This window comes from Phascolarctobacterium sp. ET69 (genome assembly GCF_023336935.1).
Classification (GTDB): Bacteria; Bacillota; Negativicutes; order Acidaminococcales; family Acidaminococcaceae; genus Fusicatenibacter_A; species Fusicatenibacter_A intestinipullorum.
Genome location: NZ_JAMBLR010000007.1, coordinates 14223 through 40522 on the forward strand (window position 1 = coordinate 14223; position 26300 = coordinate 40522).

Consider the following 26300-nt stretch of genomic DNA (forward strand, 5'->3'; position numbering starts at 1 on the left):
GAAGCAGTTGCCAAAAAGACAGGATTTATCCGCAGGCGTTTTATAAAAATAAAATGTTCCTGAGGAGGAATAAAAAATGAAAAAATCTTTAGTACTTGCAATGGCTATGGCTCTCGGTGTAACTGCATCCGCATATGCAGCTAACCCGTTCAGCGATGTACCGGCTGGCCACTGGGCTTATGACGCAGTTAACAAACTGGCAGCAGAAGGCGTAGTAGACGGTTATCCTGATGGCACCTACGGCGGCGACAAACTGATGACCCGTTATGAAATGGCACAGATTGTAGCAAAAGCTATGGCAAAAGGCGCAAACGTAGACAAACTGGCAGCAGAATTTGCTGATGAACTGGACAGCCTTGGTGTTCGCGTAGCTAACCTTGAAAAGAAAGCTGACAACGTAAAAATCACCGGTCAGATCCGTGCTTCCTATGGCGATTCTGAAGAACGCGGTAACTATGGTAAACTCCGTACCCGTCTGTTCATCAATGGCCAGGTAAACGAAGATTGGAGCTACACTGCCCGTTTGCAGAATGAACAGGATTATACTAACAATGCAGCAGAAGATGATGATGTAAACCTGAACTGGGCATATGTATCCGGTCGTGTTGGTGGCGTTAAACTTGATGCTGGCCGTTTGAACTTTAAACCCCATACCGGTCAAGTTCTTGATGCTGAATTTGACGGTGCAAAACTTGCTTATGGCGATAAAGTTAAAATCACCGGCTTTGTAGGCAAAGCTGATGGTAGCGATGTTTATACCAAAGATGAATTTGAGAAAGCTACTGATCCCGATTGGAGTGCTGGCGATGGCAAGAGCGACTTCGGTCTGTATGATTCCGAAGACCGTCTGTATGCTGTTGACGTTACCGGCAAAATCGGTGTAGTTGATGCTTATGCAACTTACTATAAAGTTGATAATGGTTGGGATCAGGATCTTTGGAACGTAGGTGTAGCATTCCCTGTTGTTAAAGATTTGAAACTCGTTGCTGAATATATGTATGGTTCTGCTGACGAAGATGAAGGACTGGATAACAGCGGTTATGTAGCAGGTTTGGCATATAAAGGCGCTAAAGCTTCTAAAGTTGGTAGCTGGGGCATTTATGCTAACTACTATGATATGCCTGCACTTACCTACCTTGATAACACCAACAACACCTATACCAATGGTTTGATGAAAGCTTGGCATAATGATGCTGCTGATGGTTTCCAAGGTTATGAAGTAGGTGCTAACGTAACTCTTGCTAAAAACATTGTAGCAGCTGTTAAATACTATGACCTCGAAGCTCGCGATAAAGGCGGCGACGATCAGGCAATCTGGTCCGAAGTTGTATTCACTTTCTAATCTTAGCCTTACAACAGCTTAATATTAGAATAACTAAAGCGGATGGCTTATGCCATCCGCTTTTCTGCATTTATGCGAAGTAACAGATAAATCAACTTGTGTTTTATGTGCAATATATTGCATAAAATGTGCAAATGCATTAAAATATATTCAAGGAGGTGTTTGAAATGAATGGAAGTACAACTAATATTACTATTCGTATGGATGCAAATTTAAAAGTACAGGCAGAAGCTTTATTTAATGAGCTTGGTATGAATTTAAGCACTGCATTTAATATTTTTGTCCGTCAATCTCTGCGTGAAGGGGCTATTCCTTTTAAAATTCATCTTGAAAGGCCGAATGCCGAAACTATTGCCGCTATGGAAGAAGCTAAACGAATTGCAAATGACCCTTCTGTAAAAGGATATACTGATATTAATGAACTTTTTGCGGAGCTTGAAAAGTGAATAAAATTTATAATGATGAAACTTGTGCAAATTTAAAATACACTGTTAAAAATACTGCTAAATTTAAGAAAGATTTAAAGCTTGCCATAAAACGCGGATATAAAATTGAATTATTAAAAGAAATTGTATATAAATTAGCTAATGGAGAAGAATTGCCGCCTGTTAACAGAGACCATGAATTAAGTGGAAATTGGGTTGGTTATAGAGAATGTCATATACAGCCAGATTGGTTATTAATATATTATACTGAAAATGATGTTTTGGTATTGACTCTGGCAAGAACCGGTACGCATAGTGATTTATTCAAAGAGTAAGTTTGTCTTTGTAACTATTTTAACACTTAGAGTCAGCTCTAAAATTTTTTAGATTTTTTCATTAAAAATTATTGTCATAATTGTGAACATAGTGTATAATGCAACACATATTGAGGACAATAATTTACATAAGTTTATAATACCTTGCCGATAAATGCTGTTTGAGGAGGCAACTTTTGGAGTAGAGGAAACCAGGATACTCGCACGAAGCAGTTGCCAAAAATACAGAATTTATCCGCAGGCGTTTTATAAAAATAAAATGTTCCTGAGGAGGAATAAAAAATGAAAAAATCTTTAGTACTTGCAATGGCTATGGCTCTTGGCGTAACTGCATCCGCATATGCAGCTAACCCGTTCAGCGATGTACCGGCTGGCCACTGGGCTTATGACGCAGTAAACAAACTGGCAGCAGAAGGCGTAGTAGACGGTTATCCTGACGGCACCTACGGCGGCGACAAACTGATGACCCGTTATGAAATGGCACAGATTGTAGCAAAAGCTATGGCTAAAGGCGCAAACGTAGACAAACTGGCAGCAGAATTTGCTGACGAACTGGACAGCCTCGGCGTACGCGTAGCTAACCTTGAAAAGAAAGCTGACAACGTAAAAATTACCGGTCAGATCCGTGCTTCTTACAAAGATGTAAGTGGTGATAAGAAAGACAATAATATGCGTCTGCGTTCCCGTTTGTTTGTAAACGGTACAATTAATGATGATTGGACTTATACCGGACGTTTCCATAATGAACAGTATGTAAACGGTAATGATGGCAAAGGTTCTGCAGCTGAAGATGACCTTGATTTTAACTGGGCATTTGTATCCGGTCGTGTTGGCGGCGTTAAAATGGATGCAGGCCGTATGGATTTTACCTATGCTGATGTAGTCGATGTACGCGGCGACGGTGTTAAGCTTGCTTATGGTGATGATGTAAAAGTTACCGGCTGGGTATTTAAAGGCAATAGTGATATTGATATGTTGTCTGATGACCGTGTATATGTAGCAGGTGTAGAAACTTCTTTTGGTGCAGTTGATACTGCTGTAAGATATTACAGAGCAGATACTGAATTCGATAACGAAATTGTGGAAGTTGCTCTTTCTGGAGAAGTTGCCAAAGATCTTGTTTTGAGAGCATCCTGGTTCAATGGTACAGCTGATGACAAAGCAGAAACTTTAGCCCAAAAAGATGTTGATACCAATGGCTATCTGGTAGGTCTTGCTTATGGCGGTGCTAAAGCTTCTGAAGTAGGTTCTTGGGGCGTATACGCTAACTATAGCGACCGTCCGTTTGCAACCTATCTGCTGCCGACAAACCTGAGCGGTTATGCGGATGCTCCGTATGCTTACAATGCTGATGGAACTTATTCTGTAAATGATGCCGCAGCAGCTGACGGTTATAAAGGCTTTGAAGTAGGTGCAAACGTTACACTTGCTAAAAACATTGTAGCAGCTGTTAAATATTTCGATTTGGAAGAACGTGAAGGAAGCAAAGATGCTCAGACTTTGTGGTCTGAAGTTGTATTCACTTTCTAATATCAACCTTACAGCAGCTTAATATTAGAATATTTAAAGCGGATGGCTTATGCCATCCGCTTTTTGTCATGCTTTGCAGTATTGTGCAAAGTATCGTTCTTAAGGTTTATGATTTTTGATCCTTGAGTAAAATTTTTTAATAAAATCGTTTTTTTATAAATTTTGGCACATGAGATAAAACTCGGATTTCAGGATTTTTGTTTTTAATTCTCCAAAATGTACAGTTATAAATTTCGATTATAAATTACAATAATTCGTTTAATTTATAACCTAAAATAAATCCATAATAAAACAATAATTATAGGCTGATGAATCAGATATGCCGCTAAAGAGTGGCGGCCTAAAAGTGATAGTGGTTTGCAGTTGAATTTGAAAATATTATTTTTGCTTATAGATTTTTGTACGCAGTAATAAATAAAATATCCGGCGGTGTACATAAAAATCCACGGCAGCAGCGGAAAGTAATCTGCTGAATGAAAGCTCTGCGGAGGCAAGCCGATATAAGCAGTAAAATTATTGGCATAAAAATCCGTTGGCAAAATATATTGCCAGCTGCCGATACCAATAGTGCCGTGAATAATGTTTTTGGTGGCAAAAAACATCCCAATGCTTATAATAAAACCTGCAACTGGCGGAATGAACCGCAATATTTTAGCAAGCGGCAGCATAATAAGCATTGCTGAACCGATAAAGGACAGTATGCCAAAAGTAATAATGCTGCTTTTGCTGAAAAAATATGTACATATAAAAATAAGAAGAGCGCAGCTTAAAACAACCAGGCTGCGCTTTAAATGTTTTTTGGATAATGCCCAGCATAATCCGGAAAGAATAATAAACAGTGATGCGCCACTTTGCTGCCATAAATAAGTATGAAATGACGGAAACCAGCTGATTTTATAATGAAAAATATTCGCCATGCTCCACAGAGTATGGTAAACAAACATATTAATCAGCGCAAAGCCGCGCAGAGTATCTATTAAATGATAACGGTCAGTTTTCATTAACACTTTGATTTTCCCTGCGTTTTTTGCGCAGCAGGCAGTAAGCAATAAAGGCTAAAACGAGCAGTATGAGCCATGACGATTTTTTCATAATGGATGCCTCCTTTAGTGTTGCTTTATGGTTTTAGTATATCACTTTTGTGCCGCAAAAGAAAATAAAAACTGACATAAATTTGCCATAGTTTGCGTTTAATATATATTTAAGAACAAAGCTGAAAATGTTATAATTTAATTAGTGAAAGCTAATTGAAAATTATAAGGAGGGGTGCTGGAATGAAGTTTATCAGAAACAATAAATATGTAATAGGATTTTTGGTTATTCTTTTGGCAATTTGTTATGCCGGTTATTCGTATTACCAGAGCATTACGCAGGTTGAAACAACCGTAAAAACAGCTAAAGTTGAATACGGCACTTTGAAGGACAGTATTTCGGCAACCGGCAGCTTAAGCGCTGTTGACAATGTCGATATCAGTTCTAAAATTACCGGCAGAATTGTGGAAGTGCTGGTAGAAGAAAATCAGCACGTAGAAGCAGGTCAGGTGCTGGTAAAACTGGATGCCACGGCTTTGGAAGCTACCGCGCGCCAGATGAAGGCACGCCTTGACAATGCCGAACTTACTTATAACCGTTATACGGCACTTTTGGCTCAGGGCGCAATTTCGCGCAGCGATTATGATTTGGCGGAATCCGATTATATCGTGGCCAAAGCTAATTATGACCAGGCAGTTTCCGATGTTAACGATACCGTTATTACTTCTCCTATTGCCGGTTACATCATTGGCGAGCCTACTCCTGTCGGCCAGACTATCAGCTCCGGTATCAGTGAACCGCAGGTAATTATGTCGGTGGCTAACCTTGACGATATGCAGATTGACACTTTGGTTGACGAATCTGACATAGGGCGTGTAAAAGTAGGGCAGACTGTTGAATTTACGGTTGACGCTTATCCGGAAGAAACCTTTACCGGCACGGTACGCCTTATTTCCCGCTCTGCCGTTACGGAAGATAATGTTATTTATTACACCGTTTATGTTGATGTTGCCAACCCGGAAGGCAAACTTTTGCCTACAATGACGGCAAGGACGAATATTATTATTCAGCAGCAGGATAATACTTTAATGGTTCCTCCTAACTGCATTTATTATGACGGTGACCGCCGTTATGTAAAGGTATATGACGAGGCATCTAAAACTTCGCGTGATGTTGATGTAACAGTCGGTTTGACGGGCGAGGACAGCATAGCCGTTACCGGCGATATAAAAGAGGGCGACGTGCTTTTGGTTAAACAGCGTGCCACCCAGCAGAACAATATGAGAGGGCCGATTTAACAGGCCGTGAAAGAGGCAGGACATGGCAGAAGTAATCAGGCTTGTAGATATAGTAAAATCTTATATAATGGGCGACAGCGTTGTGCATGCGCTTGACCACGTTAACGTGCAGATAGGTGAAGGCGAATTTACCTCTATCATGGGGCCGAGCGGCAGCGGGAAATCAACAATGATGAATATTCTCGGCTGCCTTGACAGGCCTACCAGCGGGCATTATTTTCTGCGCGGGCGCGATATTGCCGGTTACAATGATGATGAACTGGCGCATACGCGCAATGCGGAAATAGGCTTTGTATTTCAGAATTTTAATTTGCTGCCCAAACTTACGGCACAGGTTAATGTGGCGCTGCCGCTGGTTTATGCCGGTATAAACGAAGAAGAACGTATGGTGCGTGCTGCCCGCGCTCTGGAATCGGTTGGGCTTGGCAACAGGCTTGACCATAAACCCAATGAAATGAGCGGCGGTCAGCGCCAGCGTGTGGCTATTGCCCGTGCGCTGGTTAATAATCCGGCCATTATTATGGCGGACGAACCTACCGGCAACCTTGATACGAAATCAAGTTATGAAATTATGGATATTTTTAAAGCTATGAATGATGAGGGCAAAACCATTGTTATGGTTACGCACGAACCGGATATTGCCCAGCAGACCAAACGTATTTTGGTTATGCGCGACGGCAAACTCGTCAGTGACGAGTGGAGGTGACGGCAGATGTTTAACGAATCCATTAAAATGGCGCTTGACGGTATGCTTACCAACAAACTGCGTACATTTTTAACGCTTTTGGGCATTATTATCGGCGTCGGTGCTGTTATAGCCATGGTAAGCCTTGGCTTTGGCGTGAAGGAACAGATAAAAAGCAATATTTCCAGCCTTGGCAGCAACCTTTTAATTGTAATGAGCGGTGGGCGCACGCCGAGCGGCGCACGTTTGCCGATGGGCGAAGGCGCCAGGCTTACTGCCGAAGACGCCGAGGCAATAGAAAAGCAGATTGACGGCATTGCGCACGTAGCTCCTGCGGTTTCGCGTTCTTACCAGCTTGTTGCCGGCAACCAGAACTGGACGACAAGTGTTGAAGGCACTACGCCAAATATTCTCGATATCCGCAACTATCAGCTTGAGGACGGGCGCAATTTAAACCAGCGTGATATTACGAGCCGTGACCGTGTCTGCGTTATTGGGCAGACTATTGTAGATAATTTATTCCCGGACGGCGACGCTGTTGGCAAAACCGTGCGCATTAATAAGGCGCCGTTTAAGGTTGTCGGCGTTTTGCAGACGAAAGGCCAGTCCTCCAGCGGACAGGACCAGGATGATGTGGTATTTATTCCGCTTACAACGGCGCAGAACCGTATGATGGGCATTACTTACATCAGCCGCATTACCATTCAGGCAGAGAATGAAAATGTTGTTGACCAGGTTCAGGCGGATGTGGAAGCGCTCCTGCGCGTACGCCATAAAATTCAGGATGATGAGTATGATGATTTTACGGTGCGCAATCTGGCGGCGTTAATGGATACCATGATGGAAACGGCAAATACCATTACCATGCTTTTGGGCTGCATAGCGGCAATCAGCCTTCTGGTAGGCGGCATTGGCATTATGAATATTATGCTGGTTTCGGTTACGGAGCGTACTCGTGAAATCGGTATCCGCAAGGCGTTAGGCGCAACGTATGATAATATTTTGCTGCAGTTTTTAATTGAAGCGATGGTTATAGGTATTGTCGGCGGTACGCTGGGCGTACTGCTTGGCGTAGGCGCTTCTTATGCCATCAGTTATTTTGCGGGGTGGATGACGATAATTTCCGTACCTGTAATTTTAATAGCGGTACTGTTTTCGGTCGGCATAGGCCTGTTCTTTGGCATTTACCCGGCGCGCAAGGCTGCGCTGCTCGACCCGATTGAGGCACTGCGCTATGAATAACGGCAAAGATAAAAAGCATAAAACTACATATAAAGAAGTTTTAATGGCCTTCTATGAATATCTTAGAAGGCCTAAAACTGTTTTTGATATTAAAGACCGGCTGAAAGCTTTAATTTTTTTTGCAATAATTATCTGGATATTAGAAGAAATTGCTCAATTTTTTGCCAAGATGTGATATAATTACTTGATAGATATGTTTTATTTTGGAGGAAAGCAGCTGTGACAGTAAAAAAGCTGGGCATTATCGGCGGGTCTTTTGACCCTGTTCATAAAGGGCATTTGAGCAGCGCGGAATTTGTGTACCAGACCCTTAATCTGGATAAGGTAATTTTTGTGCCGGCCTTTATTGCACCGCATAAAATAGGGCTGGAGTTTGCTCCGGCAGCAGACCGTTACCGCATGACGGAACTGGCAGTACAGGATTACCCTTATTTTGATGTCAGCGATGTAGAGTTAAAACGCAGCGGCATTTCCTATACTTATGATACGGTGCTGGAATTAAAAAAGCAGTATCCGGGATATGAGCTGTATTTTATTGTTGGTGCGGATTCCGTGCCTCAGCTTAATACATGGAACCATATTTATGAATTACTGAATGAAGTTACGTTTGTTGCCGTGGCAAGGCCGGGTTATGCCAAAGCCTTTGCCCGTGCGCGTGAATATTTCGGCGGGCTTGGCGAAGAAAAAATTATGCTTTTAAAAATGCCTGAGCAACCCGTATCGTCAACGGAAATACGCGAGTGCATAAAAAACGGCGAAAGCATTGACGGCATGGTGCCGGAAGCGGTGCGTGACTATATTTTAGAGAAGGGTTTATACCGTTAAGCGGAAGGAAGGAAACAATAAATGCTTACAATTCAGGAAATGAAGGATATGCTGGAAAAAGCATTGCCGCCCAAACGTTTTAAACATTCGCTCGGCGTTTACGAAACGGCGCTGAAAATGGCAGAGCATTACGGCATGCCGCAGGAAAAAGTTGCCGTTGCCGCACTTTTGCATGATTGCGGGCGTGAAGTGCCGACCGATAAACAGGTTGAAAAAGCCGAAGAACTTGGCATGGAAGTTGATTATGTGGAACGCCGCCAGCCGATTTTGCTGCATGCAAAAATGGGCGCTTATTTTGCGGAACATAAATACGGCATAACCGACCCGGAAATTTTGGAAGCAATCAGGCTGCACAGCACCGGTGCTCCCGATATGACGGAGCTGGATATGGTTGTATACCTGGCAGACCTGATTGAGCCGGGCAGGGATTTTGACGGCGTGGAAAAACTGCGTAAGGTTTGCTTTGAAAATCTGGAAAAAGCCATGGTTAAATCTTACGCCAATACCATTGAATATTTGCTGGACAATAAACTTTTAATTCACCCGGACTGCATTTTTGGATATAACCAGCTGATTGTAAAATTAAAAAAGTAAACTTGCTGTTAGGAGATTTTTATGGCTTTAGAAGAAGATAACCTTCCGCAGCGCCCGCACCGCAAACGCAGGCTGAGATGGGGAAGGCTGGTATTTTTTATAGTGCTGCTGGCCGCTGTTGTAACAGCAGGTTTTTGGGGCGCGGTATGGTGCTATGATAATCTTATTGCACCGCCCAAGGTGGATGTTGTTGGTGCCGACAGCAAAATAACGGCGGATGAAACGCTTAACAGCCGCATTAACGTATTGCTTCTGGGCATTGACGACGGCGACAGCGAAGCGGCAGAAAGCGAACCGAAGCGTACAGACGCCATGATGCTGGCAAGTTTCGACCCCGAAGGCAACGAGGTGGCGCTTGTATCCATGCCGCGCGATACCATGGTGCAGATACCCGGGCACAAAGGGTATGATAAAATCAACGCAGCGTATGCTTACGGCGGCGTAATGCTTGCCAAGCAAACCGTTGCCAATCTTTTGCGCGTGCCTATTCACTATTATGTGCTTGTAGACTGGCGCGCGTTTAAAGAATCAATCGACATTATCGGCGGCGTTGATTTATACGTTGACAAGGATATGTACTACGAAGACCCTTACGCCGACCTTGTAATTGACATCAAGCACGGCTACCAGCATTTAAACGGTGAGCTTGCCGGGCAGTATGTGCGTTTCCGAAAGGATGAGCTTGGCGATATCGGACGCGTGCAGCGCCAGCAGAAATTTATGATGGCACTGGCGGCGCAGATTTTTAATATTGATACCGTTACCAAAATACCGGCGCTGTTTTCTACGGTAGACCGCCATGTGGAAACCGATATGGATACCATAACGATGATTAAGGCTGCCAACACCTTTAAACTTTTTGGCGACCAGAATTTAAAAAGCTGCATGCTTTACGGCGATTTTTATGATGCGCCCGACGGTATAAGCTATTGGCGTACTTCGCAGCAGCAGGTTGAAAGAACTTTGGATGAACTTGGTATTCCCTATATGAAAGACGAAGGGGAAACCGAAAGCCGTACAGCAGATAATGCCGGACCGGCAGAAGAAAACATAAAAAATAATGACAACACAGCAAAGGAGGCTGAACAATGAATTTAACCCCTCAGCAGGTAGCACGCAAAATCGCTGCCGCAGCATCTGACAAAAAGGCAAGGGATATTTTGCTTTTAAACATGGAAAACCTTTCGCCCTTGACAGATTATTTTATTATTGCCAGCGCAGATAACGTAACGCTTGTTAAAGCTGTTGCCGACAATATTGAAGAAAAACTGGCAGAAGAAGGTATTCTGCCTTCCCATACAGAAGGATATGCCGAAGGCCGCTGGATTTTAATGGATTACGGCGACTGCGTGGCGCATATCTTTTTAGAAGAAGACCGCGATTTTTATAATTTGGAACAGTTGTGGGCAGACGCTCCTTCGGAATCTTTTGCGGAGGAAGAAAATGAATAAAGTGCAGCCGCATGCCAAATACCGTCCCGGTGATGTAGTAACTTTAAAAGCGGTGCGTGCTTCTGAAATGGGTGTATTTTTGGACGCAGGCACCGGCAATACCGACGACGATATTTTACTGCATAAATTGCAGCAGGAAACCGAGGTAAAGGTTGGCGATTCCGTTAAGGTTTACCTGTATCTCGACCCGCACGGACGCCTTACCGCCAGCATGAAACTGCCCAAAATGCGTGAAGGGCAGCTTGGCTATGTTAAAGTTTTAAGCGTTACGCGCGACGGTGGTTTTGTCGATATCGGAGCAGAGCGCGGCGTATTTTTGCCGTACAGCCAGATGCGCGGGCATGTGTCGCCGGGGCAGCTTGTATGGGTTAAGCTGTACCGCGATAAAACAGGCCGTCAGGCTGTAAGCATGCGCGTGGACAAGGAAATGCAGAAGGCATCCAAACCGGCCTCCGGCATTAAAGTCGGCGATACCGTAACAGGCACGATTTATAATATTTTGCCGGAAGGATTTTTTATATTTACCAACCAGCGCTTTTTAGGCTTCCTGCACCGCAGCGAAGTGCCCGGCGGCAGGCTTGATTTCGGGCAGGAAATTACCGCCCGTGTGGCTTATGTCCGTGCCGACGGCAGGCTGAACCTTTCCATGCGCCAGCAGAAGGAACATGCCATGGTTGCCGATGCGGAAGATATTTTAAGCTTTTTAAAGAAACGCGGCGGCAAAATGCCTTACTGCGACGATACGCCAATGGAAATTATTAAAGAAAAGTTCGGCATCAGCAAGGCTGCGTTTAAACGTGCCCTGGGGCGTCTTTTGCGTCAGGGGCTGATCCGTCAGGAAGAAGGCTGGACGATTTTGCTGGAAAATCCTGAGGAAAATAAAAAATGACAGACATACTGCTTATTGTTTTTGTTTCAATAAGTGTATTTATGGCGTCTTTATTCAGCACTGTTACCGGGTTCGGTTTTGCTCTGGTGGCAGTGCCATTTTTAATGCCTGTTTTGGGTGCGCATGAAACGGTTGTATTTATAATTTTTGGCACCTGCCTTGTAAAAATGATTGTGCTGTGGAATACGCGCAAACATTTTGAATGGCATACTGTGGCAGTAACCGTTGCAGGCAGTGTGCTCGGCAGCCTGCCGGGAAGTTATTTGTTAAATGCCATATCACCGGCATATTTGCAGATTTTGCTGGGAACCGTGCTTGTAATTGTACTTTTTATGATGGGCATGCACTTTGATTTAAGCGTTAAAAATAAAACTGTTGGGCGTATAACGGCAGGCTTTTTAAGCGGTTTTTCCGCTGCAACAACAAGCATCAGCGGCCCGCCGGTTGCCTTGTATTTTTTAACCGAAGGGCGTGATAAGCTTGTAACGCGTGCCAACATGTGCTGGATTTTTGCCTTCGGCAATATTGGTACCATGTTTTCACTGGCTCTTTCGGGCAGCAGCATCAGCGGCGATTTAATGCTGCTGGCGGCTTATTTTACTTTGCCTATGCTTTTGGGCACATGGATTGGTGAACGCTGTTTTTATAAAATCAATCAGCATTTGTTTATAAGGCTTACGCAGATTTTTATTGTTATCGGCGCCTGCACGGCGTTATACCGCGGCATAACGGCTTTATTGTAAAATTTACGCATAATAAAAGGCAAAAGAAGGAGGCTGAAAATTACGGATATATTGTTTGTTTTATATATTTCTGTAAGTGTTTTTATAGCTTCTTTGTTTTTTGCCGTTACAGGCTTTACGCTTTCTTTGGTGGCAGTGCCGTTTTTAATGCCGGTTTTAGGGCCTAAAGAAACCGTGGTGTTTATTATTTTTGGTACGTTTCTTGCCAAAGTTGTGGCGCTGTGGAATACGCGCCGCGATTTTGAGTGGCATACGGTTTTGGTAACCGTTTTCGGCAGTATTATGGGCAGCATTCCCGGCGGTTACGTTTTAAATGCCATACCGGCGGCGTATTTACAAATTTTACTGGGCATAATGCTGCTTGCCGTAATGCTTTTAATGGGCAGAAAATTTAAAATTAACATACAGAATAAAACTGCCGGGCGCATTGCCGCAGGGTTTATAAGCGGTTTTTCGGCGGCAATGACGAGTATCAGCGGCCCGCCGGTGGCGCTGTACTTTTTGGCAGAAGGGCGTGATAAAACGGTAACGCGCGCCAATATGTGCTGGATTTTTGCCTTTGGCAGTCTTGGTACAATGGCATCGCTGTTGGCAGCAGGAAGTTTCATCAGTGCGGATTTAATGCTGCTTGCAGTTTATGCTGCACTGCCGCTGCTTTTAGGCATGTGGCTGGGTGAGCGCTGCTTTCATAAAATTAACCAGCGTTTATTTATACGGCTCAGCAAAGGCTTTGTCGTTATCGGTGCCTGCACGGCATTATACCGCGGCATAACGGCGCTTATGTAAATTGCTGTAACATTGTTTACAAAATAATTTGCGCAAAAAATATTTTTGCCAAAATTTGTATTTTTGCTTGACGGCTTTATTCCGGCAGGTTAAAATTACAACATCAAATAACTTTAAGGTGTGTGTATTTATGGAACAGATTTGGCAGCAAAATGCTAAAAGTGCATACTTTTTCGGCTTTAGCCAGGGCTATTTTTACTTTAGCGCTGGCCGTTTTGCATGCTCAAAATCTCATAGAAGTTATACCGTAAACAGATGCCTTGACTTCAGCAGTTGGCTGTAAATTAAACAAGTTTTTGTAATCAGGCTCTCTTACGAGGCCTGATTTTTTTTATAGGTTTAATCAAAAATTCAAATATTATTAAAGGGGAGAGAAATATGGTAATTGTAATGAAACCCGGCACGCCGGAACAAGAATGGAAAAAAATTAAGGAAAACCTTGAAGGCAGAGGCTATCAGATTAATGAAATCGTCGGCAGCGGCCAGACTATTTTAGGCGTTATCGGCGATACCAGCGCGCTGGATATGAACATGTTGAAGGTTAACGAATGCGTCGATAAGGTAATGCGCGTTCAGGAACCTTTTAAACGTGCCAACCGCAGCTTCCACCCGGAAGACAGCGTTATTGACGTTAGCGGCGTAAAAATAGGCGGGCGCAAGCTGGCGGTTATTGCCGGCCCGTGTTCAGTTGAAAATGAAAAGCAGATTGTCGGCGTTGCCAAATCCGTAAAACTTGCCGGTGCAACATTGCTGCGCGGCGGTGCTTTCAAACCGCGTACATCGCCATACTCTTTCCAGGGATTAAAAGAAGAAGGGCTTGACCTTTTAAAAATAGCACGTAAAGAAACCGGGCTGCCGATTGTAACGGAAATTATGTCCGCCAGAATGCTGGAACGCTTTGTTGAAGACGTTGATTTGATTCAGGTTGGCGCACGCAATATGCAGAACTTTGAGCTTTTAAAAGAACTTGGCAGAACCAACGTGCCGGTGCTGTTAAAACGCGGCCTTTCCGCAACTATTGAAGAATGGCTGATGGCGGCAGAATACATTATGGCAGGCGGCAACGACAACGTAATTTTGTGCGAGCGCGGCATCCGCACATTTGAAACCTACACCCGCAATACGCTTGATTTGAGCGCAATTCCGGCAGTTAAAAAATTAAGCCATCTGCCGGTTATTGTAGACCCGAGCCATGCAGCAGGTTTGTGGTGGATGGTTGAGCCAATGGCAAAAGCTGCTGTTGCAGCAGGCGCAGACGGTTTAATAATTGAAGTACACAATGACCCGGAACACGCTTTGTGCGATGGTGCGCAGTCGCTTAAACCGGAACGTTTCGCACGTTTGATGGGCGAACTGAGCGGCATTGCCAAGATTGTGGGCAGAGAACTGTAAAATGCAGTATAATTGGTAGTATGGAAGGATAGAAGGATAGAAGGAGTGACTTTAGTGGACGCAGGCTTTTGCAGCAGATTGCAGGAACAATGCTTTGCCATTATCGGCATGGGACTGATAGGAGGTTCTTATGCCAAAGCGTTAAGGCGGCTGGGTGTAAAAAACATTACCGGCGTTGATGTTAATAAAAATGTTTTGCAGCAGGCACTGGCAGACGGAGTTATAGACCGCGCTTATGAAAATGCCGGGGCTTATCTGGCTGAGGCAGATGTAATAATCTGCTGCATCTACCCCAAGGCGGTTACGGAATTTTTGCGGCAGGCAGCGCCGTTTATAAAAAAGGGCGCAGTAATAACGGATGTATCGGGCAGAAAGGGCAGCCTGCCTTATGAGGCGCAGCAGCTTGTGCCGGAGGGTGCGGAATTTATTTCCGGCCATCCGATGGCGGGGCGCCAGGGCAATGGTTATGATATGTCGCAGGCGGAAATTTTTAACGGGGCCAATTACATTGTTGTTCCTACCCCTGCAAACAGTAAAGCGGCAGTTAACTGGCTGAAAAATTTTGCGCTTTGCCTTGGCTGCGGCCATGTGGAAGAAATAACGCCTGAAAGCCACGATAAAATTATTGCCTATACCAGCAATCTGCCGCATGCAGCTGCGGCGGCGCTTATTAACAGCGACAGGTTCAGCGGGCAGAGCTGCTGGTTTATTGGCGGCGGTTTCCGTGATGTAACGCGCATTGCCGATATTAACGCAAACTTGTGGAGCGATTTGTTTTTGGAAAACCGCGAAAATGTTTTAAGCGAACTGGAAAATTTTAGAACGCAAATTGAAACGCTGCAGAAGCTGATTAACGAAAATAACCGTGAAGGTTTGCAGGAGTTTTTGCAAAAGGCAGCCTGCCACAGGAAGGAAATTGTTTTATGAGCATTATCAGGGTGAATTTGGGTGCAAAATCCTATAATATAGAAATTGCCGCAGGGCTTTTGGACACTGCCGGAGAAAAAATCCGCAGCATCAGCAAGGCGCAGCGCGCTGCCGTTATCAGCGACAGCAATGTTGATGCGCTTTATGGAAAACGCTTGCAGGCGGCGCTTGCAGGCAGCGGCTTTAAAGTAACGCGCATTGTTTTTCCTGCCGGGGAAAAAAGCAAATGCTTGGCTGAACTTGCCAAAATTTATGACAGGCTTGCGGAAGCAGGCATTACCCGCAGCGACCTTGTAGTTGCGCTTGGCGGCGGTGTTACGGGTGACCTTGGCGGCTTTGCTGCGGCAACATTTCTGCGCGGCGTTGATTATGTGCAGATTCCTACATCGCTGCTGGCACAGATTGACAGCAGTGTGGGCGGCAAAGTAGCGGTTGATTTGCCTGCCGGCAAGAACCTTGTAGGTAATTTTTATCAGCCTAAGCTGGTGCTTATTGATACTATGCTTTTAAAAACTTTGCCGGTGCGCTTTTTGCACGACGGGCTTGCGGAAGCAATTAAGTATGGCTGCATACGCGACAGGGCTTTGTTTGAAAAAATTGCCGCTATGCGTGACGATGATGAACTTTTGGAAAACATCGGCGGCATTGTGGAACGCTGCTGCGCAATAAAAGCAGAAATTGTTGAGCATGACGAGTTTGATACCGGTGAGCGTATGGTACTTAATTTTGGGCATACCATAGGGCATGCGGTGGAAAAATGCAGTAATTACGAAAGCTTTACCCATGGCGAAGCCGTTGGCATAGGCATGCTGCTGTTAACAAGGCAGACGGAACTGTTTGGCTTGACGGAAAGAGAAACTGCGGCGGCAATTTATGATGTGCTGAAAAAATATAATTTGCCTGTTGATGCTGATTACGGTAATGAAGAACTTTTGAAGGCTGCGGGTATGGATAAAAAGAAAAGCGGCAGCAGCATTACACTGGTTATTTTAAAAAATATCGGCACGAGTTTTTTGCAGAAAACAAACTGGCAGGATTTGCCTGAATATATTAAACGGGGTTAAAGATGGCTAAGGTTAAAATATATCCGGGGGCGTTAAGCGGAATTGTAAATGTGCCTTCTTCCAAAAGCATGGGGCACCGCGAAATTATCTGTGCCGCGCTGGCACAGGGCATAAGCGTTATAGACAATATAAGCATGTCGGATGATATAAAGGCAACACTGCGCTGTTTAAAAGCGCTTGGTGTACAGTCGGAACTTACAGCAAGCCGGTTTAAAGGGCGCAGTGCCGTTAAAATTTACGGTGAAGGCACGGTAAGAGCTACTGGTGATGAATGTGACTGCGGTGAATCGGGGTCTACCCTGCGCTTTTTGCTGCCGCTTGGCGCGTTGTGCGGGGCGCCTGTTACTTTTACAGGCGCGGGGCGCTTGGGAGAACGCCCTCTGAAACCGTATTACGATATTTTTGATATACAGGGCGTTAAATACGCACCGGCACAGGGGCTGCCAGTAACAGTTGAGGGCAGGCTGCACAGCGGCAAATTTACTTTGCCCGGCAATGTAAGTTCGCAGTTTATCAGCGGTTTGCTGTTTGCGCTGCCGCTGCTTGAAGGCGATTCGGAAATTATTATTACCACGCCGCTGGAATCCCAGAGTTATGTTGATTTAACGCTTTCCGCATTAAAAAAATACGGCATAAAGGTTGTAAACAATAATTATAAAACATTTACCGTGCCCGGCGGGCAAAAATATCAATGCCGCAGCGCCGTTGTAGAAGGCGACTGGTCGCAGGCTGCGTTCTGGCTTGCTGCCGGGTGCCTTAACGGAAATATTATCTGCGCTGGTGCGGAAGCAGCTTCTTTGCAGGGCGACAGGGCAGTAAAAGATATTTTGCAGGCGATGGGCGGCAAAATATCCGCAGCTGACGGCGGGCTTTTGGCAGAAACAAGCCGCCTGCACGGCACTGTTATTGATGCCGCTGACTGCCCGGACATAATTCCGGTGCTGACCGTGGCTGCTGCTGTGGCGAAAGAAACTACGGAAATTATTAACGCCGGGCGTTTGCGCATTAAAGAATGTGACCGCCTGCACGCCATTAGTGAAGAACTTAATAAGTTAGGCGCAGATATTGAAGAAAAAGCCGAAAGCCTTATCGTTCACGGCAAGCCGGAAGGGTTGCGCGGCGGCGTTGTTTCTGCATGGAATGACCACCGCATAGCCATGAGCATGGCAGTGGCAAGCCTTGTCTGCCGTGAGCCGGTAATTATTGAAGGCAGCGAAAGCGTAAAAAAATCATATCCCACCTTTTGGCAGGATTTTTCCTGCTTGGGCGGCAAATATGAGCAGGGAGAAAATTTATGACGGCAACTTTGGGTGAAAAAATAAAACTTACTATTTTCGGTGAATCGCACGGGCTTGGCATAGGCTGTGTAATAGACGGTTTGCCGCCGGGATTTGCAATAGACCTTGACGCTGTAAAAAAAGAAATGCAGCGCCGTGCACCGGGAAAAAGCCCGCTTGCAACAGCGCGGAATGAGAAAGACGCTTTTATAATTGAAAGCGGTTTTTTTGAAGGCAGAACAACAGGCACGCCGTTATGCGTTTTAATACCCAACAGCGACCAGCACAGCGGCGATTACAGTAAACTTAAAAATGTGATGCGGCCGGGGCATGCCGATTACAGCGGCAAAGTAAAATATAACGGCTTTAATGATTACCGCGGCGGGGGGCATTTTTCCGGAAGATTGACCGCTCCTTTGGTTTTTATGGGTGCCGTAGCCAAGCAAATTCTGGCGAAGCGTGGCATTTACGTTGGCGCGCATATAGTAGCAGTTGCAGGCGTAAAAGATACGCCGTTTAATCCGCTTGGCGAAAGAGCGGATACTTTTTCGGAATTGGCGCAGAAAACTTTTCCGGTGCTGGATGACGCTGCCGGAAACGAAATGCAGCAGCTGATTTTAGCTGCCAAACAAAGCTGTGATTCGGTTGGCGGCGTAATTGAGTGCATGGCAATAAACTTGCCTGCCGGTATCGGTGCGCCGTTTTTCGATTCGCTGGAAAGCCGCTTGGCACATGCCTTGTTCAGTGTGCCTGCTGTTAAAGGCATAGAATTTGGCAAAGGTTTTGCGCTGGCACAGATGCCGGGCAGCGAAGCCAATGACCAGATGTATTATGATAACGGCATGGTAAAAACCTACACCAATAATAACGGCGGCATTACCGGCGGTATTACCAACGGCATGCCGGTGCTGTTTAAGGCGGCCGTAAAGCCTACGCCGAGCATTGCCAAAGTGCAGAAAACGGTTGATTTAAGTACGGAAAGCAATACGGAACTGGTAATTACAGGAAGGCACGACCCCTGTATTGTGCAGCGCGCCGTGCCTGTAATTGAAGGTGTTGCCGCCTGGGTGATTTTGGATATGCTGCTGGCAGGAGAGAAATAAAATGACAGAAAAACTTGATTTGGAAGCCATCCGCCGGGAAATAGACGAAGCCGACAGTAATTTAATAAACGCTTTTGAACGGCGTTTGCAGGCAGTGCTGCGGGTTGCCGAATACAAAAAGCAAAATAACCTGCCTGTGCGCGACAGGGCAAGAGAGCTGAAGGTAATAGAAAAAGCACAGGGCAAGCTCCGCAACAAAAATTACGCTCCGGCAGTAGCCGGATTGATGGAAGAAATTATGGCCATTGCCCGCAAAATGGAAGAACAGCAGATAAGTGCTGAACCGGTAGAAACAGTACCGCTTGAAGTAGGCTGTTTTGGCGTGGAGGGTTCTTACAGCCATAAAGCTATGGAAGAATATTTTGCGGGAAAGAATATTAACAGGCATTACTATTCCGTGTTTGAAGACGTGGTAAAAGCCGTAAAAAACGGTGAAATCCGTTATGGCGTTCTGCCGGTTGAAAATTCTTCTACCGGCGGCATTACGGAAGTTTATGACCTTGTGCGCCGCTATAACTGCCATATTACCGGTGAAAAATGCGTAAAGATAGAGCATAATTTAATGGCTCTGCCGGGGGCTGTTCTCAGCGGAATTACCGAGGTATATTCGCACCCGCAGGGGTTTGCCCAGTGCAAGGATTTTTTTACGGAATATCCGCAGATGAAATTAATTCCGTATTACAGCACGTCTAAAAGTGCAGAAGCCGTTAAAGAAAGCGGCAGCCTTCATAAAGCAGCCGTTGCAGGCAAACAGGCTGCCGAGTTGTACGGCTTGCAGATTTTAGCTGCCAATATTAACTATAACGGCAATAACACCACACGTTTTATTATTATTGCCAATGAAGCGGAACACAGTGCCGATGCCGATAAAATTACACTTGTAATAGCAGTTAAGCATGAGCCCGGTTCGCTGTACCGTGTATTGGGGTATTTTTACCACAGCGGCTTAAACCTTACCAATTTGGAATCGCGCCCGATTGAGGGTAAGTCGTGGGAATATTTTTTCCATATTGATTTGGTGGGCAACCTTGCCGATACCAATGTGCAGGAAACAGTGCGTATGCTGAAAGATAACTGCGCGTATTTTAAAATTTTAGGCAACTACCGCAGCGATATGGGACGGGAGAGATAGTGATGCAGCATTTTGGCTTATTGGGAGCAAAACTTGGGCACAGCCTGTCGCCGCAAATACACGGAATGATTTTTGAAGAACTGGATATTGCTGCGGATTATAAGCTGCTGGAACTTCCGGCAGAAGCATTAAAAACAGCTGTGCCGGAACTAGCGCAAAGATATACAGGCGTTAATGTAACTATTCCGCATAAAATAGAAGTCATGCCGTTTCTGGATAGTATATCTGCTGAAGCAGCAGCTATTGGCGCCGTAAATACCATTAGCTTTAATAACGGCAAAAGCTGCGGATATAATACCGACTGGCTCGGTTTTGGCATGATGCTGGAATATTACGGCATTAAAACAGAAGGCAAAAAAGCAGCCGTACTCGGCATTGGCGGCGCTTCGCGCGCAGTGGTGCAGTACCTTGCAAAAAGCAGGGCAAAGGAAATTTTGCTGGTGTCAAGAAATCCGCAGGCAATTCCGCAGCAGGTTGTAGAAATCTGCGGTAATATCAAAACACGCTGTTTGAGTTATGAGGAACTTGCCGGAGAAACGGGCGATATTATTATTAACTGTACGCCGGTAGGGATGTACCCCAAAACAGGGGTAAGCCCCGTAACGGAAGCCGTTATTAAAAATTTCGGCGCGGCGGCAGATTTAATTTATAATCCTGCCGAAACCGAATTTTTGCGTATGGCACGTGCCTGCGGAAAAACAGCCGTAAACGGGCTTTTAATGCTGGCGGCGCAGGCCGTGGCAGCGCAGGAAATTTGGCAGCAGCGCAAACTGGGTACTGATTTGGCAGTGAAAATTATGCAGAGGCTGGCAGAAAAATAATGAAAAATATAGTTTTAATTGGTATGCCCGGCTGCGGAAAAACAACGCTGGGCAAACTTTTGGCAGCAAAGCTTAAAATGGAATTTTATGACGCCGACGACGTTTTGGAGCAGCGGGAGCCTTACAGCATTAAAGAGTTTTTTGCCCAGGGTGAAGAAGTTTTCCGCGAAGCTGAGCAGAGGACTGCTGAATTTTTGGCGTGTAAAGAAAACTGCGTTATTGCGGCAGGCGGCGGAGTTGTAAAAAAAGAGGCAAGTATGGCTGCTTATGGCAAAAACGGCATTATAGTTTTTATAGACCGCCCGGCGGACGCTATTGTAAATGATGTTGAAATTAAAACGCGGCCGCTTTTGGCTGCCGGAACGCAGCGGGTTTATGAGCTTTATGATGAAAGAATAGAACTTTACAGAAAATATGCCGCTTACATTGTAAAAAATGCAGACAGCATAGAAAATGTGTTGAGCCAGCTTGTAAAAATTGCCGGGGAGATGAAAAAATGAAAAATATTTTGGTAATTAACGGGCCTAACATAAATTTGCTGGGTATCCGCGAAAAAAACGTATATGGCGCCAAAGATTACGCCGATTTGTGTGCTTTTATTTTGCAGCAGGCAGAAGAAATTGGGGTTAATGTTAAAATCTGCCAGAGCAATTACGAAGGTGAGCTGGTAGGTTTTATTCAGGACGCATACGGAAAATATGACGGCATTGTTATTAATCCTGCCGCATATACCCATTACAGCGTGGCAATTTTGGATGCCTTAAAAGGCGTGGCGCTGCCCGCTATTGAGGTGCATTTAAGCAATGTGCATGCGCGTGAGGAGTTCCGCCATAAATCTGTAACAGCTCCAGCCTGCCTGGGGCAGATTTGCGGGCTTGGCTTTATGGGTTATGCCCTTGCCATGCGTGCACTGGCTGCTTTGTTGGAAAATAAATGACAGGTTAATTATTTAATAACTGAACAGCAGCAAAACAGCCAATACTGTTTCAGCAATACAAAAATGCTGCGGCTCCTCCGCTAACGGTCAGGCTTCGCAGCTGACCTTGCGGCATAAAGCGTAATTATTTTAGCCGCCGCAGTTTTTGTTTATTGCTTTACAGTACAGGCTGTTTTGCTTTTTGTAAGACTGATAATAAAACAGGAGCACTATACCTTATAAGTACAGTGCTCCTTTATAATTTCAGGGCTTTGTTATTTTAAACATTAAAGAATAAATTACAGGCAGTACAACAAGCGTCAGCAGGGTTGCACCAGTCAACCCGCAGGCAATTGCTATTGCCATGGATTCCCAAAACGGATTGGTAAACATTGGCACAAGGCCAAGCACCGTTGTAAGAGCCGCGAGCATAATGGGGCGGAAACGCACTATGGCGGATTCCAAAACAGCTTCATAAGGCGGCATGCCTGCTTCGAGATGCTGGTCAATCTGGTCGAGCAGCACAACCGAATTGCGTATGATAATGCCCGTCAGTGCCAAAATACCAAGTTCCGCTAAAAAACCAAGAGATGAACCGAACAGCAAAAGGCCAATCATAACGCCTATAACGCCCATTGGCGCCGTGCAGGCAATTACAATCATTTTGCGCACATCTTTAAGCTGCATAATCAGCAGGATTATCATAACGATAAACATGGCAGGCACAGGCTCTATTAAATAGTTAAGTGCTTTATTGCTGTTTTCCAAAGGTCCGCCGATATCAATGGCAACACCCGGCGGAAGTTCTTCGCGCAGAGGCGCAAGGGAATCATAAATTTGCTGTGCAACATCGTTATCGGTATAGCCTTCGCTGATACCTGCATTAACAGTAACTGTCGGCAGAAGGTTACGCCGCCAGATCATATTGTCTTCGGCTTCGTAGCTGATGTTTGCCACCTGTTCCAATGATACGCTGCCGCCCGGAGTCGGTATGGTCAGCATCCTTAAATCTGAAAGTTTTTCGCGGTCGCTTTCAGGCAGTCGGAAAACGATATCAATAGCCTGGTCGCCTTCGTAATACTGTGCTACGGTATAGCCGGAAAGTTCTGCCTGCAAAGCCATGGATACAGTCTGGCGGTCAATACCCATCTGGCGCAGCTTGTCGTTGTCAATTTCTACTTTTAACGCGCCCGTTTTTTCCATCCAGTTAAATCTGGTCATGATAACAGCAGGATGTTTTTCCATTTCTTCGCGTACTTTTTGTGCATACCTTTTGGCAAGTTCATCCGTCGGTGCGGAAACGCGCAGCATAACCGGATATTCGGACGGAGGCCCAAGGGAGATGGATTTGCTGTAAGTTAAAACCTCCGGATATTTTTGGTTAATAAGTGCGGAAACCTTTTGCGAAACACGTTCTTTGGCTTTTACGTCTTTTGCCAGAATGACAAGCTGTGCGTAATTTTCGCGCGGCTGTACTGGCTCTGCAACAAGCACAAAACGCGGTGCGCTTTCGCCGATATAGGTAGCTACACTTGCAATATCGGGGTCATCTTTAATTTCTGATGTAATTTTAAGGGCAATTTCTTCGGTTGTTTTAATGCTCGTGCCTTCCGGCAGGTTAAGTTCGGTTAAAAGTTCCGGACGTACGGAAGGAGGAAAGAACTCTTTGTTGATGAATTTGCTTAAAAAGAGCGAGCCGAAGAAAATGCCTATAGTTACGGCAATTACCGTTAAACGGTGTGCCAGCGACCATGTAAGCAGGCTGCGGAATTTTTGGTAAAACGGAGTTGTATATGCGCTGCCTTCGGCAATTTTTTTCGGGTGAACCCATTCGTAACCCAATACAGGCGCTACCGTTGCCGATACAACCCATGAAAGCATCAGCGCCAGGCTGATAACGGTAAACAGGCTGCCTGCAAATTCGCCAACGCTGCCGCGCGAAAAATATATCGGCGTAAAACCTACGCAGGTTATAATTGTACCGGTCAAAAGCGGAAACGCGCAGGTTTCAAAAGCATAAGCCGCCGCGCGTTTGCGTTCCCAGCCTTCGGCAAGTTTTATTTCCATCAGTTCCACAACAACAATGGCATCATCAACCAGCATGCCAAGGGCCACAATTAAAGCCCCAAGCGATACTTTGTGCAGGTCAATGCCAAGTGCATACATGCCGATAAAAGTGCCGAGCAGTACAAGCGGAATACATACGGAAATAACATAGCCGCAGCGTTTGCCAAGGCTGAACAGGCTTACTGCCAGAACTATAATAACGGCTTCCTTTAAGCTCTGGGTAAATTCATCTATAGAGTTTTTAACAACTTCCGGCTGATTGGCTACCTGGTGCAGTTCAAAGCCCAGCGGCAGCCTGCTTTCTATTTGCGCTACGGTTTTGGCAAGGTTTTCGCCCAGGCGGATATTGTTGCCGCCGTCTTCCATGGAAATGGAAATGCCGATGGCAGGCTGTCCGTTAAAATAAATTTTGGGCTCGGGAGGGTCGGCATAACCGCGGGTAACTTTGGCAATGTCATCAAGGCGGAAAATGCGCCCGTTGGCATTAACCGGGATGCTGCCGATTTCTTTCAGTGTATCCGGCAAGCCGGTAAGGCGCATGTAAACATTGTTGTCCGTGCTTTCTGCCATACCGGCAGGCACAACTGCGGACTGCGATTTTATGGCGCTTGCAAGCGTATCAAGCGAAATGCCAAGCTGTGAAAGTTTATCGTTGGATACTTCCAGATAAATTTTTTCCGGCTGCACGCCGATAAGTTCAACTTTTTTTACATCGGGCACGGTATAAAAAATGCGTTTAATTTCTTCGGCTTCTTTACGCATATCTTCGTAGCCGAAGCTTTCGGAGGTGATTGCGTATATATTGCCGTATACATCGTCGAAACGGTCGTTAAAATAAGGCCCGTAAACGCCTTCCGGCAGGTCGGTTTTAATATCGTTTACAATATTGCGCAGTTCCAGCCAGTGGCTGCGTACCTTATCGGTTGGAACATGCTCTTTAAGGTAAACGTTAACAACGCACTGCCCTGGGCGCGAATAACTTGTAATAAAATCAATATCCGGCAGGGTCTGGGCTTCTTTTTCAATTTTATCTGTAACCTGCATTTCCATTTCTTTGGCTGTTGCGCCGGGCCATGCAGCCGATATAACCATTTGCTTAACTGTATATACCGGGTCTTCCGAGCGGCCGAGAATGTTATAGGAATAAATACCGGCAACAAGGCAAAGAAACATGAAAAAATAAATTATCTGTTTATGTTCAATAGACCATGAAGCGAGATTGCCGTTTTTCATTATTCCTCACCTTCCAGCCGCACTTCCTGATTGGCAGATAATTTTGTTGTACCGCCTGTTACTACTATGTCGCCTTTTTGCAGGCCGTTTGTAATTTTAACGCTGTTGTTTTCGTAACCGGCAATTTCTACCGGCACAAGGGTTACGTGGTTATCTTTTACTATCCATACCTGAGGCGTGTTTTCGGTTTGATAAATTGCAGATTTCGGGAGAGTTACAATATCAGATGTGCCGCCGGTGAAACTTACTTTGGCTGTCATGCCAAGCTTTGCTTGCGGCGGCATATTGTTAATGCTTACTTTTACTTCGTAAGTACGGGTGGCAGGGTCTGCCATAGGCGCAATTTCTCTTATCTGCCCTTCGGCAGTAATGTTTTGCAGCGCCCAGAAATCTATAACTGCGCTCTGGCCGGGGTGAATTGAAGCAAGTTTATTTTCGGGGATATAGATATGCACTTCTTTTTCGCCGGACTGCACAACGGTTATTACAGGCGTACCGGCAGCAGCAACCTGCCCAACTTCGCCGGTAACGGAGGATACAACACCGTCGTGGTCGCTTGTTAAGCGCGTGTAATTAAGCTGGTTCAGTGCCGCCTGATATTGCGCTTTGGCCTGATTTAACGCCGCCTGCTGTGCTTCAAGCTGGGTGTTGTACTGGTCAAGCGTTGCTTTGCTTACGGCGCCCTGCGTATATAAAGTTCTGTAACGCTGGGCGTTATCAGAAGCAAGCAGAAAGTTTGCCGAAGCGGCGCTTACGGCAGCTCTTGCGGAATTAACACTTTCGTTAACGTCGCGCGGGTCGATTTCCATTAAAACATCACCGGCTTTTACGGTATCGCCAAGGTTGGCCTGGCGCCTGACTATTTTGCCGGTAACCTGAAAGGCAAGGTTGCTTTCATAGCGTCCGCGTACTTCTCCGGGGTAAACATCATAGTTGCTGCCTGTTTGTGTTCCTACCGTAACTGTGCGCACATAAGGAATTGTTTTTTGCGGAACTTCGCTGCCTTTAAAATGGGTAAAAGCAAAATAAATTAAACAAATGCCCAAAACTGCGCCAAGATAATACCACTGCTTTTTGGTTAAGTGCATGTTTTCCAGAAAATTTTTCATTTATAACAATCCTCCCGAAAATGGAATCAGATTAATCAATCGTTTGATTGATTATAACTTCGCTAAATAAATATAAAATCCT

27 protein-coding genes are annotated in these 26300 nt (G+C 45.3%); 24 read left to right on the forward strand and 3 right to left on the reverse strand.

Annotated elements, in window-relative coordinates:
- The first annotated feature begins 76 nt into the window (after nt 1-76).
- From M3079_RS08595 to M3079_RS08610, 4 genes are all read left to right on the forward strand, one after another.
- A complete protein-coding gene (locus M3079_RS08595) occupies nt 77-1342 on the forward strand; it encodes an S-layer homology domain-containing protein (RefSeq protein WP_249078733.1) in 1266 nt (421 codons plus the stop codon).
- Between the two features lie 167 nt (nt 1343-1509).
- Entirely contained in the window at nt 1510-1788 is a 279-nt protein-coding gene (locus M3079_RS08600) for a type II toxin-antitoxin system RelB/DinJ family antitoxin (protein WP_249078735.1), read from the forward strand.
- 5 nt (nt 1789-1793) lie between these two features.
- Nucleotides 1794-2102, forward strand: a complete 309-nt coding sequence (locus M3079_RS08605; protein WP_249078828.1) for a type II toxin-antitoxin system YafQ family toxin — start codon at nt 1794-1796, stop codon at nt 2100-2102.
- 282 nt (nt 2103-2384) lie between these two features.
- Nucleotides 2385-3632 (forward strand): S-layer homology domain-containing protein, encoded by a 1248-nt coding sequence (locus tag M3079_RS08610; protein WP_249078736.1) that lies wholly within the window; start codon nt 2385-2387, stop codon nt 3630-3632.
- Nucleotides 3633-3895: 263 nt separating this feature from the next.
- Here M3079_RS08610 and M3079_RS08615 read toward each other — a convergent pair whose 3' ends face one another.
- Nucleotides 3896-4633 (reverse strand): heparan-alpha-glucosaminide N-acetyltransferase, encoded by a 738-nt coding sequence (locus tag M3079_RS08615; RefSeq protein WP_249078830.1) that lies wholly within the window; start codon nt 4631-4633, stop codon nt 3896-3898.
- Between the two features lie 273 nt (nt 4634-4906).
- Between M3079_RS08615 and M3079_RS08620 the strand changes: the two genes are divergently transcribed.
- The 20 genes from M3079_RS08620 (at nt 4907) to aroQ (ending at nt 21830) form a co-directional block, all read left to right on the forward strand.
- The gene (locus M3079_RS08620) at nt 4907-5962 is read left to right on the forward strand and encodes an efflux RND transporter periplasmic adaptor subunit (protein WP_249078738.1); all 1056 of its coding nucleotides are present in this window, start codon (nt 4907-4909) and stop codon (nt 5960-5962) included.
- A 22-nt stretch (nt 5963-5984) separates the two neighbouring features.
- Nucleotides 5985-6668, forward strand: coding sequence for an ABC transporter ATP-binding protein (locus M3079_RS08625; RefSeq protein ID WP_249078740.1), 684 nt, complete (start codon nt 5985-5987; stop codon nt 6666-6668).
- 6 nt (nt 6669-6674) lie between these two features.
- Complete coding sequence (locus M3079_RS08630) at nt 6675-7889, forward strand: ABC transporter permease (protein ID WP_249078742.1); 1215 nt, start codon at nt 6675-6677, stop codon at nt 7887-7889.
- Nucleotides 7882-8064, forward strand: coding sequence for a hypothetical protein (locus M3079_RS08635; RefSeq protein WP_021716546.1), 183 nt, complete (start codon nt 7882-7884; stop codon nt 8062-8064). The genes M3079_RS08630 and M3079_RS08635 overlap by 8 nt, the downstream gene beginning before the upstream one ends.
- A 44-nt stretch (nt 8065-8108) precedes the next feature.
- Complete coding sequence (gene nadD, locus M3079_RS08640) at nt 8109-8714, forward strand: nicotinate-nucleotide adenylyltransferase (RefSeq protein WP_249078744.1); 606 nt, start codon at nt 8109-8111, stop codon at nt 8712-8714.
- Nucleotides 8715-8735: 21 nt separating this feature from the next.
- On the forward strand, nt 8736-9308 hold the full coding sequence (gene yqeK, locus M3079_RS08645) for a bis(5'-nucleosyl)-tetraphosphatase (symmetrical) YqeK (protein WP_021716544.1): 573 nt from the start codon (nt 8736-8738) through the stop codon (nt 9306-9308).
- A 21-nt stretch (nt 9309-9329) separates the two neighbouring features.
- A complete protein-coding gene (locus tag M3079_RS08650) occupies nt 9330-10400 on the forward strand; it encodes an LCP family protein (protein WP_249078746.1) in 1071 nt (356 codons plus the stop codon).
- Entirely contained in the window at nt 10397-10759 is a 363-nt protein-coding gene (gene rsfS, locus M3079_RS08655) for a ribosome silencing factor (RefSeq protein WP_249078748.1), read from the forward strand. The genes M3079_RS08650 and rsfS overlap by 4 nt, the downstream gene beginning before the upstream one ends.
- Nucleotides 10752-11648, forward strand: coding sequence for a S1-like domain-containing RNA-binding protein (locus M3079_RS08660; RefSeq protein WP_249078750.1), 897 nt, complete (start codon nt 10752-10754; stop codon nt 11646-11648). The genes rsfS and M3079_RS08660 overlap by 8 nt, the downstream gene beginning before the upstream one ends.
- Nucleotides 11645-12391: a sulfite exporter TauE/SafE family protein gene (locus M3079_RS08665; protein ID WP_249078752.1), complete on the forward strand. Its 747-nt coding sequence runs from the start codon at nt 11645-11647 to the stop codon at nt 12389-12391. Before M3079_RS08660 ends, M3079_RS08665 begins: the two co-directional genes overlap by 4 nt.
- Nucleotides 12392-12442: 51 nt before the next feature.
- Entirely contained in the window at nt 12443-13177 is a 735-nt protein-coding gene (locus tag M3079_RS08670) for a sulfite exporter TauE/SafE family protein (protein WP_249078754.1), read from the forward strand.
- A gap of 378 nt (nt 13178-13555) precedes the next feature.
- The gene (aroF, locus tag M3079_RS08675) at nt 13556-14569 is read left to right on the forward strand and encodes a 3-deoxy-7-phosphoheptulonate synthase (RefSeq protein ID WP_021716538.1); all 1014 of its coding nucleotides are present in this window, start codon (nt 13556-13558) and stop codon (nt 14567-14569) included.
- Nucleotides 14570-14614: 45 nt separating this feature from the next.
- A complete protein-coding gene (locus tag M3079_RS08680) occupies nt 14615-15496 on the forward strand; it encodes a prephenate dehydrogenase (protein WP_249078756.1) in 882 nt (293 codons plus the stop codon).
- Nucleotides 15493-16560: a 3-dehydroquinate synthase gene (gene aroB, locus M3079_RS08685; protein WP_249078758.1), complete on the forward strand. Its 1068-nt coding sequence runs from the start codon at nt 15493-15495 to the stop codon at nt 16558-16560. The genes M3079_RS08680 and aroB overlap by 4 nt, the downstream gene beginning before the upstream one ends.
- 2 nt (nt 16561-16562) lie before the next feature.
- Nucleotides 16563-17858, forward strand: coding sequence for a 3-phosphoshikimate 1-carboxyvinyltransferase (gene aroA / locus M3079_RS08690; protein ID WP_249078760.1), 1296 nt, complete (start codon nt 16563-16565; stop codon nt 17856-17858).
- A complete protein-coding gene (aroC, locus tag M3079_RS08695; RefSeq protein ID WP_249078762.1) occupies nt 17855-18940 on the forward strand; it encodes a chorismate synthase in 1086 nt (361 codons plus the stop codon). The genes aroA and aroC overlap by 4 nt, the downstream gene beginning before the upstream one ends.
- A 1-nt stretch (nt 18941) precedes the next feature.
- The gene (gene pheA, locus M3079_RS08700; RefSeq protein ID WP_249078765.1) at nt 18942-20072 is read left to right on the forward strand and encodes a prephenate dehydratase; all 1131 of its coding nucleotides are present in this window, start codon (nt 18942-18944) and stop codon (nt 20070-20072) included.
- A gap of 2 nt (nt 20073-20074) precedes the next feature.
- Nucleotides 20075-20893 (forward strand): shikimate dehydrogenase, encoded by an 819-nt coding sequence (locus M3079_RS08705; protein ID WP_249078766.1) that lies wholly within the window; start codon nt 20075-20077, stop codon nt 20891-20893.
- Nucleotides 20893-21393 carry a shikimate kinase gene (locus tag M3079_RS08710; protein ID WP_021716531.1) on the forward strand — a complete coding sequence of 167 codons (501 nt, stop codon included), beginning with the start codon at nt 20893-20895 and terminating at the stop codon, nt 21391-21393. The genes M3079_RS08705 and M3079_RS08710 overlap by 1 nt, the downstream gene beginning before the upstream one ends.
- Nucleotides 21390-21830 carry a type II 3-dehydroquinate dehydratase gene (aroQ, locus tag M3079_RS08715; protein ID WP_249078769.1) on the forward strand — a complete coding sequence of 147 codons (441 nt, stop codon included), beginning with the start codon at nt 21390-21392 and terminating at the stop codon, nt 21828-21830. The genes M3079_RS08710 and aroQ overlap by 4 nt, the downstream gene beginning before the upstream one ends.
- 243 nt (nt 21831-22073) lie before the next feature.
- Here the strand turns inward: aroQ and M3079_RS08720 are convergent, their stop codons facing one another.
- Together M3079_RS08720 and M3079_RS08725 are read right to left on the reverse strand one after the other, a co-directional pair.
- Nucleotides 22074-25109 (reverse strand): efflux RND transporter permease subunit, encoded by a 3036-nt coding sequence (locus M3079_RS08720; RefSeq protein WP_249078770.1) that lies wholly within the window; start codon nt 25107-25109, stop codon nt 22074-22076.
- Nucleotides 25109-26218, reverse strand: coding sequence for an efflux RND transporter periplasmic adaptor subunit (locus M3079_RS08725; protein WP_249078771.1), 1110 nt, complete (start codon nt 26216-26218; stop codon nt 25109-25111). Before M3079_RS08725 ends, M3079_RS08720 begins: the two co-directional genes overlap by 1 nt.
- Nucleotides 26219-26300 lie beyond the last annotated feature (82 nt).

What these genes read in the sequence shown, in the direction of transcription:
- M3079_RS08610 (WP_249078736.1), top strand. Translation starts at nt 2,385, where the DNA reads ATGAAAAAATCTTTAGTACTTGCAATGGCTATGGCTCTTGGCGTAACT.
- M3079_RS08650 (WP_249078746.1), top strand. Translation starts at nt 9,330, where the DNA reads ATGGCTTTAGAAGAAGATAACCTTCCGCAGCGCCCGCACCGCAAACGC.
- M3079_RS08660 (WP_249078750.1), top strand. Translation starts at nt 10,752, where the DNA reads ATGAATAAAGTGCAGCCGCATGCCAAATACCGTCCCGGTGATGTAGTA.
- aroB (WP_249078758.1), top strand. Translation starts at nt 15,493, where the DNA reads ATGAGCATTATCAGGGTGAATTTGGGTGCAAAATCCTATAATATAGAA.
- M3079_RS08725 (WP_249078771.1), bottom strand. Translation starts at nt 26,218, where the DNA reads ATGAAAAATTTTCTGGAAAACATGCACTTAACCAAAAAGCAGTGGTAT.
- M3079_RS08600 (WP_249078735.1), top strand. Translation starts at nt 1,510, where the DNA reads ATGAATGGAAGTACAACTAATATTACTATTCGTATGGATGCAAATTTA.
- yqeK (WP_021716544.1), top strand. Translation starts at nt 8,736, where the DNA reads ATGCTTACAATTCAGGAAATGAAGGATATGCTGGAAAAAGCATTGCCG.
- M3079_RS08620 (WP_249078738.1), top strand. Translation starts at nt 4,907, where the DNA reads ATGAAGTTTATCAGAAACAATAAATATGTAATAGGATTTTTGGTTATT.
- M3079_RS08705 (WP_249078766.1), top strand. Translation starts at nt 20,075, where the DNA reads ATGCAGCATTTTGGCTTATTGGGAGCAAAACTTGGGCACAGCCTGTCG.
- aroA (WP_249078760.1), top strand. Translation starts at nt 16,563, where the DNA reads ATGGCTAAGGTTAAAATATATCCGGGGGCGTTAAGCGGAATTGTAAAT.
- aroF (WP_021716538.1), top strand. Translation starts at nt 13,556, where the DNA reads ATGGTAATTGTAATGAAACCCGGCACGCCGGAACAAGAATGGAAAAAA.
- rsfS (WP_249078748.1), top strand. Translation starts at nt 10,397, where the DNA reads ATGAATTTAACCCCTCAGCAGGTAGCACGCAAAATCGCTGCCGCAGCA.
- M3079_RS08710 (WP_021716531.1), top strand. Translation starts at nt 20,893, where the DNA reads ATGAAAAATATAGTTTTAATTGGTATGCCCGGCTGCGGAAAAACAACG.
- pheA (WP_249078765.1), top strand. Translation starts at nt 18,942, where the DNA reads ATGACAGAAAAACTTGATTTGGAAGCCATCCGCCGGGAAATAGACGAA.
- M3079_RS08635 (WP_021716546.1), top strand. Translation starts at nt 7,882, where the DNA reads ATGAATAACGGCAAAGATAAAAAGCATAAAACTACATATAAAGAAGTT.
- M3079_RS08625 (WP_249078740.1), top strand. Translation starts at nt 5,985, where the DNA reads ATGGCAGAAGTAATCAGGCTTGTAGATATAGTAAAATCTTATATAATG.
- M3079_RS08615 (WP_249078830.1), bottom strand. Translation starts at nt 4,633, where the DNA reads ATGAAAACTGACCGTTATCATTTAATAGATACTCTGCGCGGCTTTGCG.
- aroQ (WP_249078769.1), top strand. Translation starts at nt 21,390, where the DNA reads ATGAAAAATATTTTGGTAATTAACGGGCCTAACATAAATTTGCTGGGT.
- M3079_RS08630 (WP_249078742.1), top strand. Translation starts at nt 6,675, where the DNA reads ATGTTTAACGAATCCATTAAAATGGCGCTTGACGGTATGCTTACCAAC.
- M3079_RS08595 (WP_249078733.1), top strand. Translation starts at nt 77, where the DNA reads ATGAAAAAATCTTTAGTACTTGCAATGGCTATGGCTCTCGGTGTAACT.
- aroC (WP_249078762.1), top strand. Translation starts at nt 17,855, where the DNA reads ATGACGGCAACTTTGGGTGAAAAAATAAAACTTACTATTTTCGGTGAA.
- M3079_RS08665 (WP_249078752.1), top strand. Translation starts at nt 11,645, where the DNA reads ATGACAGACATACTGCTTATTGTTTTTGTTTCAATAAGTGTATTTATG.
- M3079_RS08720 (WP_249078770.1), bottom strand. Translation starts at nt 25,109, where the DNA reads ATGAAAAACGGCAATCTCGCTTCATGGTCTATTGAACATAAACAGATA.